Origin of the sequence: Gimesia panareensis (assembly GCF_007748155.1) — a bacterium.
In the GTDB taxonomy this organism is placed as follows: domain Bacteria; phylum Planctomycetota; class Planctomycetia; order Planctomycetales; family Planctomycetaceae; genus Gimesia; species Gimesia panareensis.
The window spans coordinates 4,217,626-4,232,094 of sequence record NZ_CP037421.1 but is presented as its reverse complement, the minus strand read 5'-3'; the positions used below and the strand labels follow the sequence as shown (position 1 = coordinate 4,232,094).

General features: G+C 52.3%; 7 protein-coding genes. All 7 read left to right on the top strand.

Translation table 11 applies throughout. The annotated features are described in order from the left end of the window. Window positions 1–129 precede the first annotated feature (129 nt). Window positions 130–4,383 carry a DUF1592 domain-containing protein gene (locus tag Enr10x_RS15640; RefSeq protein WP_145450609.1) on the top strand — a complete coding sequence of 1,418 codons (4,254 nt, stop codon included), beginning with the start codon at window positions 130–132 and terminating at the stop codon, window positions 4,381–4,383. A gap of 74 nt (window positions 4,384–4,457) precedes the next feature. Then, complete coding sequence (locus Enr10x_RS15635) at window positions 4,458–5,762, top strand: DUF1552 domain-containing protein (protein ID WP_197997234.1); 1,305 nt, start codon at window positions 4,458–4,460, stop codon at window positions 5,760–5,762. Between the two features lie 14 nt (window positions 5,763–5,776). Further along, window positions 5,777–6,475: a GntR family transcriptional regulator gene (locus tag Enr10x_RS15630; protein WP_145450608.1), complete on the top strand. Its 699-nt coding sequence runs from the start codon at window positions 5,777–5,779 to the stop codon at window positions 6,473–6,475. A 741-nt stretch (window positions 6,476–7,216) separates the two neighbouring features. After that, window positions 7,217–8,713: a glycosyltransferase family 39 protein gene (locus Enr10x_RS15625; RefSeq protein ID WP_232093453.1), complete on the top strand. Its 1,497-nt coding sequence runs from the start codon at window positions 7,217–7,219 to the stop codon at window positions 8,711–8,713. Window positions 8,714–8,757: 44 nt separating this feature from the next. Further along, window positions 8,758–10,467, top strand: a complete 1,710-nt coding sequence (locus tag Enr10x_RS15620) for a methyltransferase domain-containing protein (protein ID WP_145450606.1) — start codon at window positions 8,758–8,760, stop codon at window positions 10,465–10,467. A 126-nt stretch (window positions 10,468–10,593) separates the two neighbouring features. Further along, window positions 10,594–13,158 (top strand): hypothetical protein, encoded by a 2,565-nt coding sequence (locus Enr10x_RS15615; protein ID WP_145450605.1) that lies wholly within the window; start codon window positions 10,594–10,596, stop codon window positions 13,156–13,158. Window positions 13,159–13,561: 403 nt separating this feature from the next. After that, window positions 13,562–14,443: a YybH family protein gene (locus Enr10x_RS15610; RefSeq protein ID WP_145450604.1), complete on the top strand. Its 882-nt coding sequence runs from the start codon at window positions 13,562–13,564 to the stop codon at window positions 14,441–14,443. Window positions 14,444–14,469: the final 26 nt, after the last annotated feature.

The following is a 14,469-nucleotide window of genomic DNA, read 5'->3' as shown; positions in this document are numbered from 1 at the left end:
GATTTCTCAGGCCTTGACAAACCTGTCGACAGTCGACACTCTGTAATTCAGTAGAAGGTTTTCAGGTCTGTTGGGAGGCCCTTTCTCCCGACAGGCATTGTACTTTCGTGAACAGGTAGGGAGTGTCGCATGCGTTCGAGGTCTCACCTTGCTGGTTTCTGTCTGCTGTTGATATGCGCGAAGACGTTCTTCGCTGTCGACTCCGTTGCAGCCCAGTCACAGAATCCGTTTACACAGTTGCAGTCGCGTTTTACGGAAAAGCAGCAGGCTGTGTTGAAGAAATACTGCCTGGATTGTCACAGTTCGGCTGACAGTCAGGGGGAACTCGATCTGCAGCGGTTCCACAGCGTGGCCGACATCCGCCGGGATGTCGTTCCCTGGCAACGGGTGGTGGAGATGCTCCGGGATGGGGAAATGCCCCCCAAAGAAGCCGACCCTCAGCCCACGACTGCAGAACTGAAATCCCTGCAGCAGTGGGTACAGTCGGTGCTCGATGCGGAAGCCCAGGCAAATGCCGGCGATCCCGGTCCGGTTGTGTTAAGGCGGCTGAATAACGCCGAGTTTACTTACACGATTCAGGATCTGACCGGCGTCCCTCTGCATCCGGCTCAGCAATTTCCCGTCGACAGTGCCGCCGGCGAGGGATTCACGAATGTCGGGAATTCGCTGGTGATGTCCCCCTCACTGGTACAGAAATACCTGGAAGCGGGCAAAAAAATCGCCAGTCATGCCGTCCTGCTGCCTGACGGGATCGAATTCTCCACGAAGACCACCCGCAGAGACTGGACCAATGAGAAACTGGCAGCCATCCGCGCGTTCTACGCACGCTATACCGAGAGCAAAGGGGCAACCGCAGTCAATCTGCAGGGAATCCGGTTTGAGACGAATGGCGGTGGGCGACTGCCCGTCGAAGCGTATCTCAAGGCGACCTTGAAAGAAAGAGCCGCTCTGCAGTCAGGAAAGAAGAGTCTGGCTATGGTCGCGCGGGAATATTCCTTGAATGAGAAATATCTGACGCTGCTCTGGCAGGCTTTGAATGACAAAACTTCCTCCGGAGTGCTCGATCAGATTCGGACTGTCTGGAGGTCAGCTCAACCAGATGATGTACCACGGTTAGCAGAGATGATTCATGAGTGGCAGCAGGCACTCTGGCGATTCACCACGGTGGGACACATCGGTAAAAAAGGGGGGCCCCAGGCCTGGCAGGTGCCGGTTCAGCCAGTCACCACAAGTCAGGAGCTGCGGTTCAAGTTACCCCCTGCGAAAGAGGGGGAAGCAATCACAGTCTATCTGGCGACCAGTACCGCCGGTGATGGCAATGAGGGCGATTACGCTGTCTGGCAGAATCCGCGTCTGATCATCCCCGGTCAGCGGGAATTACCTTTACGCGAGGTTCGGCAGTTCACAGCTTACCTGACCACGTACCGCCAGCGTCTGCTGGAGAGTACGGCGGCCTGTCTGAATGCAGCCCTGGAAGTGGAAGCGTCGAAGGAACCCATCGATCTGAACTCACTGGCAGCGAAACACAAAGTAGAACCGGCGATACTGGCTGCCTGGTTTGCCTGTCTGGGACTGGATGGGCGGAAGCCGACCATCGAAGGGTACATCACCAACCAGGCACAGAGTCTTCAGAATTATGATTTCGTCAAAGGCTGGGTTGGTGAGCACGCCTTGAGCGTGGTGGCGAATTCGTCCGACCTGAGCGTCCGGATTCCGGGAGAAATGCTCCCGCACCATGTTGCCGTGCATCCCACTCCGCAGCGCAGGGTGATCATCGGCTGGAAAAGTCCGCTGACCGGCACTGTCAATGTGAAGGGGACTGTCAGGCGGGCGCACATCGGTTGTGGTAATGGAGTCGACTGGCGACTGGAGTTGTGGAGGGGCGGTACACGGCAGATGCTGGCCTCAGGGGATGCGACGACGAAGCAGGCTTCTCCTGTTAAGCTGACAGAACCGCTGAAGGTCCGGACCGGAGATCTCCTGCTGCTTGGGATCGGGCCCCGTGAAGGAAATCACTCCTGCGATCTGACAGACGTCGATCTGACAGTTTCGCCCACTGCTCCAGGACAGGAAGCATGGAATCTCGCACGCGAAATCTCGGCTGACATTCTGGCGGGTAACCCGCACGCGGACCTGCAGGGAAACCAGGGTGTCTGGCACTTCTTCAGTGAACCCGATACGCCGGTCTCGCGTGTCGACGTACCTGCCGGGTCTCTATTAGCCCGTTGGCAGACCGCGTCTGACCTTGATCAACGGAAACAACTGGCGGATGAATTACAGCAGTTGCTGACAGGGGGAGCGGATCAGCTGCCCGAGAACGCGCCGGACCGCAGGCTGTATCAGCAGTTTACTTCCTTCAGCAGCCCCGCCTTTCAGGAACTGCGTAACCAGTATCAGGCGGGGCAGAAACTGGAAACAAATCTGCCCGATGAAAATACATACGGATTGGATCCTCAGTTATTCGGAAAACATCCTTCAGGTATGCCACTGGAGCCGACTTCACTTTGTGTGCAGGCTCCTGCGGTTATCAAAGTGACTCTACCTGCTGGCCTGGTGGCAGGGGCGGAACTGGCAGCAACCGGTTCCCTGCACGCGCCGACCAGTGCGCAGGGAACCGTTCAACTGAAAGTCACGACCGAGAAACCGGAGTCGCTGACCAATCTGCACGCAGGGGCCTTTCAGAGCGGCGGTAAGAAAGCGACCTGGTCTGACGGCGAAAAACCGGTGATTCCGATTTCGCCGGTAGTGATCAGTGAAAACAGTCGTGTTAAGGAGCGGGTTCTGGCCCAGTTTGCGGAGTTCCGCAACCTGTTTCCTTCCGCGCTCTGTTATACCCGCATCGTACCCGTCGACGAAGTGGTCACCTTAACTCTGTATTATCGGGAAGACGATCATCTACAGCGGCTGATGTTAAACCAGCACGAGATCGATGAATTGAACCGGTTGTGGGACGAGTTGCATTTTATCAGCCGCTCACCTCTCAGACAGGTCGATGCCTACGAACAACTCTGGCAGTTTGCGACCCAGGACGCCGACCCGAGTGCCTTCACTCCGATGCGTGAGGGAATCATGAAACAGGCAGACGCATTCCGCAAACGCCAGTCACTAACAGAGCCCGTGCATGTCCAGGCCGTGCTCGATTTTGCCGATCGTGCCTGGCGCCGTCCCTTGAGTTCCGCAGAACAGACAGAGCTCAAAACCCTGTATGCCCAATTAAAGCAGCAGAAACTTTCGCATGAAGAAGCGATCGAGATGCTACTGGCGCGGGTGCTGGTCTCTCCCGTCTTTCTCTACCGGACCGAAGAGGCACCTGCCGGAATGAAACCGGTCCCTGTCTCTGACCGGGAGCTGGCATCCCGTTTGAGTTATTTTCTCTGGTCTTCGTTGCCCGATCAGGAACTGCGTACCTTGGCGGACAAAGGCAAGCTCAGTGATCCCACGATCCTGAAGCAACAGGTACAGCGAATGTTGCAGGACCCCAAAGTCAGACGGATGGCCATTGAATTTGGCTGCCAGTGGCTGCACGTGCGAAACTTTGATCAGTTTGACGAGAAAAGCCAGCAGCATTTCCCACAATTCCACGAACTGCGCGGTGACATGTATGAAGAGGTGATTCAATTCTTCACCGATATCCTGAAAGAGGATCGCTCGATCCTGGCGATTCTGGATGCGGACTACGCACTGGTGAATCAGCGGCTGGCAGAATTCTATGGGCTGCCCGGCGTGACAGGAGAGGACTGGCAGCGAGTGGCAGGGGTGAAACGACATTCCCGGGGAGGCATCCTGGCGATGGGAGCCACGCTCTCAAAGCAGGCGGGTGCTTCACGGACCAGTCCGATTTTGAGAGGGAACTGGGTGTCGGAGTTTCTGCTGGGGGAAAAGTTGCCCCGTCCTCCGAAAAATGTTCCGATCCTGCCGGAGGAAGTTCCCGCGAACCTGACCGAACGGCAGTTAATCGAACAACACAGTGCGGATCCCGCATGTGCAAAGTGTCATCAGCGGATTGACGGCTTCGGATTTACGCTGGAGCAGTTTGATGGGATCGGACGATTGAGAAACAAAGACGCCGGGGGGCATACGATCGATGATGCCTCGGTCTTACCTGATGGCACGAAGGTCAAAGGCATCGCCGGTCTGCGGAATTATCTGCTGAATGAGCGGCGATCCGATTTTCTGCGGGCGTTTAACCGGCGTCTGCTGGGATACTCCCTGGGACGATCCGTGCAGCTGTCGGATCAACCCCTGCTGGAGCAAATTGAGCAGCAACTCCCGAAAGTGGACTATCGGATTTCAACGGCGATTGAGGCGATTGTTCTCAGTCCCCAGTTTCGGATGATACGTGGTGCGGAGCAGCAGAGCCTCAGTCAATTGCAGGCGGACTAAACGGTAAGAAGTTGTTAAGATAACGAGTGAACTGGATATAAAAGACGCATTCAAGCCATTCAAGGAGTCTACAGATGGGTGCTTTTTTGACGAGTCGACGAACCATGCTGCGTGGCCTGGGAGTGACGATGGCGTTGCCCTGGCTGGAATCACTGCGAGTCTGGGGAGAAGAAGCGGGAACGAACGCAGTTCGGGGAGAAGCTCCGATTCGTTTTGCCGCCCTGTTTTCCGGGAATGGATTTCATCGCGAGCACTGGTGGGCGAAAGGGAGCGGAAAAACAATGGAACTGGGCAAGGTCCTGGAACCCCTGCTGCCGCACCGGGAAAAACTCCTGTTCATCCAGGGGCTGTATAACGAAGAGGCGCTGAAAGGCAATATCCATAGTTCTCAGACCGGGAACATTCTGAGCGGAGCCCCGCTGGAAGCCGGGGGAGGAATTCGCAGCGGGATCAGCATCGACCAGATGCTGGCCCAGCATTATGGCCAGACGACAAAAGTGCCCAGCCTGGTACTCGGGTGTGAAAAATCAAATCCGTCCGTCCACAAAAACTATTCGATGCTTTACAGCAGTCACATCTCCTGGAGTTCACCCACAACGCCCACTCCGCTGGAAGTCTATCCCGCTTTGGCCTTCGATCGACTCTTCCGCAAAGATGCCAGCAAAAGCGATCAGAGCGTGCTGGATGCGGTGCTCAGTGATGCCCGGGATCTGCGGCGCGGGATCAGTCGCAGCGATCGCCAGAAACTGGATGAGTATCTCAACTCGGTGCGGGAAGTGGAACAGCGGATTGACCGGGCCGGGCAGCGTGGTGAATTACAGGGTTGGCGACCGACCCTGGAAAAACCGAATCTGCCTCGTCCCGCAGACGGCATACCGCAGGATATCGCCGAGCACATGCGGCTGATGTGTGATATCCTGGTGCTTGCTTTCCAGACCGACGCGACCCGTTTCTGTACTTTAAAACTCAATAACGATCATTCATCCCTGAGGTTCCCCAATCTGGGCGTGGATTACATGATCCATCACCTGCTGTCGCATCAGGAGTCGGACGACTGGCTCAAGGTCAATCAATTCTTCCTGGAGCAGGTGGCCTATATCGCAACAAAACTGGATGCGGTCCAGGAAGGCGAACGGACGGCCCTGGATAATACCATGCTGATGTACTGCAGCAGTATGCTCACCGGAAGCCATGATGCGACCAAACTGCCGGTCGTCATTCTCGGTCGAGGCGGAGGAAAGCTGGAAACTGGAAGGGTACTCAATTACCTGGGCAAATCGAACCGGAAGATGTGCAGCCTGTATCTGTCGTTGATGGATCGTTATGGGTTGCATCTGGATCAGTTTGGGGACGCAACCGAGCGTCTGGCAGAAGTCTAAACAGGAATCTTGTTATGAGTGTTGATCAATTTTCTGCCGGTGGTTCAACCGGCCAGCCGAAACTGAAACGCCAGACTTTGACGCAGGCTGTCGAGGCCCGGTTGCGCGATGAGATCATTCAGGGACTGCATGAACCGGGAACCATGCTCAGCGAACCGGTACTGTCGTCTGCGTTAGGCGTCAGCCGTTCCCCGGTGCGTGAAGCACTGCTGATTCTGGAACGGGATGGCATCGTCGAGTTTGATGAGCGTGGTCGTACCCGCGTGGCCACGATGACCGCCGCTGATTTTGAAGATCTGTACCTGCTCAGGCTGGCGGTCGAGCCAATGGTGGCGGTCCATACAGCGGCTGAAGCGACTGCAGCCGACTACGCGGCACTGGAAGCAAATATTGCCACGATGCAGAATTCGACCAGTGTCGCTGAGATCAGTCAGCTGGATATTGAATTCCATGGGCTGCTGGTTGCAGCCAGTCGCAGGCCACGGTTAATCGCGACCTGGCGATCTCTGCGTCCCTCCCTGGAATTATGGCTGGCTGCATTGCATCGCCAGCACGAAAAGATCACTGGTCGTGTCAAAGAGATCACCATCGAAAGCCATCAGGAACTGATTGAAATCCTCCGCAAAGGAGACGGGGTGTCAATTGAAAAACTGATGCGCGGGCACATTGAAGGCTGGTACCAGTGGCTGCCGGAAATGCATGAACTTTCCTGATCACTGCGAAAGTCTCAGGGAGAGGGTGTCAGTAAGTAGTTTCAAGTTGTGAAGGAAAGTTTACATTACTGATTCACATGCTAAAGACAAGAAACGAGAGCTCCCGCTTCCGGTGCAGTAACAGGGATTGTAATTACGTCCTTGCAACGGTGCAACCTGATGTGTTGTAGTGGCTTAGGCTTGTCTGTATCTTCGCTTCTCTGTACCGCAGTCTCTCATTTTATCGACTCCTCTGCCGTTTCTTCCCGGTAGTGAAAATGGAACAGAAATTGCTTTTTATACAGGTTTCGAAAACAGGCACTGTTTTATTGGAAGACAATCCAGTGGGTTATGGCCGATGGATCTGTCGCTGAATGTGTCTGAAACTGGTTTGTTCCCATAGTGAAAAACTGATGTTGTATTGTTACTGACATCAGGTTCATCAGTTCGACGTGATTTCATATTGCCACTTTCTCAGCTGGAAGCCGTGCATGAGATTTCATTTGGAAAATATCAGATGTCAGTCAGTTCAGGCGATCGTTCGAGGTCGGGACCGTGCAGTCAGCAGTGAAAAAGAAAGAATCAGAATCTGCTGTTGAGCCAGTTGCCGTTACTGCGCGGGAGGGGCACGGGCATGTTGATACAGAGCTTCCTCAACGTACCTCGCCTGCAGTATGGTTTCTGGTTGCTGGAATCATACTGGCAGGACTCGTCTTTCGAGCTCGATTGCTGGATACTTTCTATCTGGATTTCGATGAGGCGATGCACTTTCAGGCGGCTCGAGAAACGAGTCTGAAAGATGTCTGGCTCGCCAGCAGAATTCATACACATCCTCCACTGGTATTTCTGTTCTACCATTTCTGGTTGAATGTGGGGGACTCTGAAGTGATTCTGCGGCTGCCTGCTCTGATCTTTAGTGGATCCGCATTATTTCTCGGATACCTCTGGCTGCGTGAAATGGTGGGGGAGAAACCTGCTCTGGTGGGACTCGTATTTCTCACCTTTTCCATGCCGATGGTTCATCTTGGTGCGCAGATGCGCTGCTACACTCTTCTCTTAACCTTTATTTTTGCAGCACTCTATTTTCATGAGCGGTTTTTACAGAGACATTCCCTTTCGGCCCTGATCATAAGTGTGGCCTGTCTTACTCTGGCCATGCTGACTCACTACAACACAGCCTGGTTTTTACTTGTCCTGGGGCTGTTAACGTTACTGCGTGTGTTCTCTGGAACATTACCCGGAAAGCTGGTGATAGTCTGGGCTCTCACACAGGTGGTACTTCTGGGAGTCTGTATGGCTCTGTATTTTGGTCATGTCCGCATATTTATCAATAGTGATACACAGGCTGACCTGTGGGACTTTTGGATCAGGGACAGTGATTACACCGTTCAGAATACTGAACCATGGAAGATCCCACTGATGCGTCTGCTGGAGTTTATTAAATTTACCGCTGGATTTATGGGGCTCCTGATTGCTGCTTGTCTCCTGCCAGGCGCAATCAGGTTGGGTAAAGTGGCCTACAAGCATTCGGGTTCTTATATCATCGCGATTGAGCGGGGGATGTTGATTCTGCTTCCGCTGCTGCTGGCCATGTTATTGTTTCAATTTCGCATTTACCCCCTGGGACATACTCGACATTCAATGTGGCTGATTCCTTTTGTGGCCCTGGGGCTATCAGCTTCTACATTATTTCTGTTTCAACACCGCGGTCTGTGGAAAAATGTGGCGCTGGCAAGTGTGCTGGGATTCTGGATCGTGAACTACACCGTCCCCATCATATTTAATTTCAAAACGACTCAGACACCTGAAGCAGCACATCGATTTGTCAGGTTAATCCAGGATACGGTTCCCGCAGGGGAGGTGATCCTGACAGATGAAAGTACCCGTAATGTACTGGAATATTATCTTGCTGGTCGCCAGGTGACACATGGGAAACAGCTTGAGGGAGGCTATAGCGAGTATCAGATGGGGAAATACCGCGTGGTGACGATCCCGAAGTTTCATTTTTTTATGTATCAGTTTCGAAAGGACTGGGACAGCTACCTGAACGTTTTCAAAGAGTCAGCAAAATCGCCAGTCTGGGTGGTTTATTTGGGATATGAAAGAGAAGAATTAAAACCAGAACATCTCTTTCCGCTCTTCCCGGCAGGAGAACTGACTAAGCAGGCTCATTACCTGGACAATCAGATTATGCGGATCCGTTTTCTATCTCCCGATTTCAAGTCTGTCAGGAAAGCAAACTCCGAGTCGGATTCCTGATCGAGAAACATTTTTTAAAAACAGGCTGTAACTGGCCCCGCAACATGCAAGAGTTAATTCCGACAGTTCGTTTTCTGATTTATGTTGTCGCTTATGAAGCGGAACAGCACCTCTACGATCTGTTTGAGCGGATTCCTTTCGAGCTGTTTAATCGGGAAGATATTCAGTTACTGGTGAATGATGCTGGCCCCTCAGGCAACGGTCCATTCTTACTGAAAAAATGGTTGATGGCTCATGAAATTTATAACGTCACTATTCTGAAAAATCGGATTGATCAAGGGTATGGGGGGAATCAGAAAATTGGTCTCCGCGTTGCCGTAGATGACGCATACAGTTGCCTGATTCTACTGGATGGTGACGGGAGCTATGCTCCTGGTCTATTGACAGAGTTGATAGAGACCTGGAGAGCATCAGAGCCGGATATCATCCTGGGATCGCGTAGACAACAGTCCAGACAGAGTGGTCATGCGGAGCAAAAACACGTTTATCAGACTGTGAGTGACAGGATATTAGATCGGTTTCAGAACTGGATGACCGGATTGAATCTGACGGACTATCAGACTGGCTGTCGAGCCTATTCAACAAAGTTCCTGAAAACCATTCCATTTGAGATCAATACCAATGACCTCCACTTTGACAGAGAACTTTTGTTGCAGGCGGCACATGTGGGAGCCCGTGTGCGGGAAATTGCGATTCCGCTGAACGATGACATTCAAATTAATCATGCCAGAGGATGGAAATATTCCTGGAACGCTCTGGTTGCCATAATTCAATATAAAATGCACCAGTGGGGCATACTCTGTTCTTTAAAGTTGAGGAATCATTCTACGGACCGGTATCGTGATAAAACTCTGGCAGATTACTCATCACATGCACTTGCTCTAAAGCTGTTGGAAAAGCGAGATGCCCACAAAGTACTCGATATTGGCTGTGGTCCGGGGTATGTGGCCAGCCAGTGTGAGCAGCGGGGAATAGAGGTGACCGGCATTGATTGTTCAAAACCCCGACCGGGTATGATGAGCAATTTTATATTCGCAGATCTGGAAAAGGATATTCTGTCCGTCACTCTGAGGGACTACGATACATTGTTATTACTGGATGTCATTGAACATCTGGCGAATCCAGAGGAATTTCTGCTGACTCTGCGAAATGAAAATGGGGAAAAGCGAGAAAAATCTCTGATGAGCTCTCAAGGCATTCAGACTGATCCAGTCTCGGGCAGTACCCTGGCAGACAGTGATCTGAGTCAACGAGATCTTTCCACCGAGGCAGAACAGGATCCTTTTGGAGAACAGGGGCATTTTACGGCATACCCGGAGATGCCCTCAGTGATCCTTTCAACGCCGAATGTTGCTTTCGCGGTGGTACGCCTGAATCTGTTGTGTGGACGTTTTAATTATGCTGAGCGGGGAATCCTGGATATCACGCACAAACGGCTGTTTACGCGTCGATCTCTATTACGGATGCTGCAGGACTGCGGATATGATATTGAGTCTGTCCATGCCGTCGGTGCTCCATTTTCAGCTGTGATGCCTGGTAGAACGGGAATATGTCTCGGCTGGATAGCCGGACTACTGGCAAAATTATGGCCAGCAATGTTTGCATTTCAGTTCATGGTGGAATGCCGCCCCCGTCCTGGTGTCAGGGATATATTAATGCATGCCATCAGAGTACACGACCGACCGTCTGGAACGGCAGGTCGAAATGCTGTATCCGATAACCAGCCTGAAAAACAGGAGAGGTTCGAGCAGTGACAGTATTTTCAAATCACGAAATGGTTGTTCCTGGGGATTGCGTTTGTGAATTCATCCCGTCATTCCATGGCCGTTTTACAGTATTTTTAATCATGTGCGTCTTGTTTCACAGAATGCCAGAGTAATATGAATCAGGAAAATCCCTTACAGGCGACTCGCTCTCTGAAGCTGCCGATACTGCTGTTGGTTGTCTTTGCAGGTTTAGCGGTAGCCCGATTCAATCAGTTTTATTTTTATAACCCTGACAGCGGCGATTATGTGCTGATGGCCCGAGGGCTGATCGAGCACCAGGAATACCGACAGTTTGATCGGCCGGGTGAGCCGTATTTCACGTTACGTCCACCTGGAATGTCAGTCCTGCTGATCCCTGCGGCGCTGATAGCGCCCTATGATGTGATTGCGGCAAAAGTGACAGTGTTGATCACGGCACTGTTCATGATCTGGATTTTCTACTCTTTCGCCTGGCGCCTGATTCAGAAAGAGGATCCAGAGCCGTCAGAGAATCGTTCCCCTCTGCAGTGGTCGGTGCTACTGGTCAGTCTGGTCTTATTGACCAATCCCTATATTTTGCTCTATTCAACCATCGTAATGAGTGAAATGCCCTTTATGGCCTGTACGCTGGCAGTGCTGTATCTGTTTTCGGCTGGCGATGAAAACTGGTCCCTGGGAAAACTGGCCTGCCTGACAGGATTACTGGTCTTCCTGCCATTCCTCAGGACCATTGGTGTTGCGATGATCCTGGCAGTCGGACTCTGGGCCGTAGTCAGTCGCAAGCGCTGGATCTGTCTGATCCCTGCGGGGCTGGCGCTGGGAGCCACAGTCCTCTGGATGATCAGGAACAGTCAATACAAGAGCATCAGTTACAGTTCCATTGCCGTTGAAGAAATGAAAAATTCGGGAATTGTTGGTACCGCCATCAGTATGCTGAATCGCCTGCTGGTCCATTTTGAGGGACTGTTCCAAAAGCTCTTTCCGGGAATGCCCGGAACCGTTCCTGAATACGGTGGGCTGCTCTCCGGCGAGTATCATTTTCTGCCAGGTTCCTCGGTTATCTATTCGCTGGCCAGCGTGATCGTGTTACTACTAGCCTTTGCCGGGATGCTCAAATGCTGGCAACGGGGGGGCGCCGTCAGCTTCCTGTATTTGTGCCTTTCCTTTGGGGTCTTGTCGCTCTGGCCGTGGATGCAGACTCGATTTTCCCTCCCCTTGTTACCCGTGGTGCTGGTCTTTGTTCCTGCAGGCCTGTTTTATATTGGAGAGTCTCTGCTGTGTCAGCGTGCTGTTTTGAAGAAAGTGCTCGCCGCAGGGGGGCTGGTGGGAGTCTTCTGTCTGCTGCTGTCACAATCCTGGGTGGATGCCAATCTGATCTCCACCAATCATCTGATGAAGACAGAGAGTGAAGAGGAACTGGCCAATGAAGACCTGATCATGTTTGCCAGCGATTTTGTCAAAGCGGGAGAGTGGCTCAACCAGCATACCGCTCCGCATGCGCGTGTGCTGACCAGACGGGGAGAAGTCTCCACCTCCAGTCATCGCTTTCAAAGACGCTTTTATTTTGAACCTTCCAATATCGAGCAGTTGCATCAGGCCATTCAGGCGATCGGTCCCTGTTACCTTGTCTCTTATGGGAAATACACGAATGACATGTTCCCCCGGTACCTGCTGGATGACGATCTGATTTACCGAATGACTCCCGTCTATGAAGAATCGGGAATTGTTGTAATTGAAGTAAAACCCAACTATGAGGGCACGGTCCGGGAACAGTATTTTCGGAAAGCAGAGTCAATGGAACTGGCAAGGAAAAGACTGGCACGCTACCCGCGCCGCATCTCCGTCTGCATGAATTATCTCAATCAGTTAATGAAAGCCGAAGAGTATGACGAGATTATTGCCTTTATTAGCGATCTTGAACTGCAGGGAATGAATGATGCCCGATTTATGGGGACACTGGGCTGGGCTTACCTGGGGAAACACGAGTACGACCGGGCTCTGGAAGAATTTGCCCGCGCCAGTCGGACACCGGGACAGAAACAGATCCGCAGCACGCTGGCCAGTGGGATTAAACTGGCACTGAAGCGGCAAAAAGCGGTTCGGGAGTCGCAGGGCAAAGTGCAATTCGAAAAGCCGGAGAGCTATTTAAAAATTGCTGCCAACATGTGGAAGCTGGAAATGTTCGACAAAACCGATCTGTATGCGCAAAAGGTGCTCGATTCGAAGTTGTCAACTCCTGCGGAACGGGACGAGGCACACGTCTGGCTGGCCCGGCTGGCGCTCATTCACGGGAAGACCGATCAGGCGGTCCAGGAATTGAATGCCGTGAAGGATTCGAACAACGAAGCAGCGCAGAACATACTGGAACGCATCAAACTGGAAAAAAATATCGCGGCTTCACTGGACAGTGATTCAGATTTGCAAAGTTCTAAGTTAAGCGAACCGATTCTGAAACTGGTCGCTTTGTACGAAGATCAGGGCGTACCCGGCAAAGCACTCGGGCTGCTGCAGCAGGCACATGCACGCCTTCCAGCAGATCAACCGATTCTGAAAGAACTGGCCCGGTTGCAGTTGTTTTACCACCTGCTGGATGCAGCGGAAGACAGCTATCGCAGCCTGCAGGCGGCGTCCCCTGAAGATCAGGACATTCAGGCGGCTCTGGAAAAAATCACGAAGTACAGAGAAACGCCTCGCTATTAGCTCTCCCCGGATTGCCGGGCATCTCGCACTGTGCAGGGAAACGCTGAAACCGGGAAGGTTGGAAGGCTATTCAGAATTTCCGCACTGCAGCGCCCCGGGATGCATGCCCGATCGTTGATTCGAAACCTGACTGCCTGCTCGCACCGATTTGATGAAAATCTGTAGAGAAAGAATCATAACTTCTGGCGAATTAAATACGATTATGCGAACATAAAGACAGGTCATGATCCGTGCCCGAGATAAATGCTGGTGAATGATTCTGTTGGGCCACAGGAACCGATGCACTACCTTTCTCAGCTGTTTCGCGTGCCGCACATTGACCTGAGATGATCTTCGTGAGCCCTGGGAGTTCGCTGCGAGGACTGAATTCCCGATTGAAAAGACCCTTTCTGGAGAATTGAAAATGCGTCGAGTTCTAATGGTTCTTTTACTGCTGGTTTCAGCGGGGCAGTTTGTCCATGCTGATGACGCGACACCGAAAGAGGAAGACCTGATCCGTGCTGCCATTTCCTCTTACAAAACTGCTTTTGACAAAGGAGATGCCAAAGCGGTCGCCGGTCACTGGACTCCGGAAGGAGAGTTTACTCCGCCGGGAGGAGAGACCATCAAAGGTCAGGCAGAACTGGAGAAAAGTTTTACTCAGTATTTTCAGGACTCTCCGGGAGCCAAAATCGAGCTGGAGAGTGTCGATATCCGACTGATTTCTCCCGGAGTTGCAGTAGAGAACGGGGTGGCGGAAGTGATTTTGCCAGAGCAGGAACCCAGTATCACGGAGTATTCTGCAGTGCATGTCAAAACTCCCGCAGGCTGGAAACTGGACAATGTGACGGAAAATTCCGTGGTGGTTCCGCAGACTCATTATGAGCATCTGAAGTCCCTGGAATGGATGATTGGAACCTGGGTGGATGAAGGAGCCGATGGTTCAGTGGAAACGGTCTGTAAGTGGACGAAGAATAAAAACTTTATGACACGTTCCTTTAAAGTGCATATTCAGGATCGCATTGCACTGGAAGGAACCCAGGTGATCGGCTGGGATCCCATTAAGAAAACGATCCGTTCCTGGCTGTTTGATTCCGAAGGTGGGTTTGGCGTCGGGATCTGGACGCAAAATGAGAATCGCTGGACGGTCCGCACCTTGCAGGTCCTGGCGAACGGAGAGAAGGCGTCCGGGGTCAACGTCATGACCAAAATTGATGAGAATACGTTTACCTTTCGTTCTCTGGGACGCGAGGTGGATGGAGAACTCTTGCCGGGTGTTGATGAAATCACCATTGTCCGCAAGTAATCAGTTTTGTTCCAGCAGTCATCAAA

Excerpts from the sequence above, each read along its gene's own strand:
- Enr10x_RS15625 (WP_232093453.1), top strand. The coding sequence starts at position 7,217 with ATGCACTTTCAGGCGGCTCGAGAAACGAGTCTGAAAGATGTCTGGCTC.
- Enr10x_RS15615 (WP_145450605.1), top strand. The coding sequence starts at position 10,594 with ATGAATCAGGAAAATCCCTTACAGGCGACTCGCTCTCTGAAGCTGCCG.
- Enr10x_RS15630 (WP_145450608.1), top strand. The coding sequence starts at position 5,777 with ATGAGTGTTGATCAATTTTCTGCCGGTGGTTCAACCGGCCAGCCGAAA.
- Enr10x_RS15640 (WP_145450609.1), top strand. The coding sequence starts at position 130 with ATGCGTTCGAGGTCTCACCTTGCTGGTTTCTGTCTGCTGTTGATATGC.
- Enr10x_RS15635 (WP_197997234.1), top strand. The coding sequence starts at position 4,458 with ATGGGTGCTTTTTTGACGAGTCGACGAACCATGCTGCGTGGCCTGGGA.
- Enr10x_RS15610 (WP_145450604.1), top strand. The coding sequence starts at position 13,562 with ATGCGTCGAGTTCTAATGGTTCTTTTACTGCTGGTTTCAGCGGGGCAG.
- Enr10x_RS15620 (WP_145450606.1), top strand. The coding sequence starts at position 8,758 with ATGCAAGAGTTAATTCCGACAGTTCGTTTTCTGATTTATGTTGTCGCT.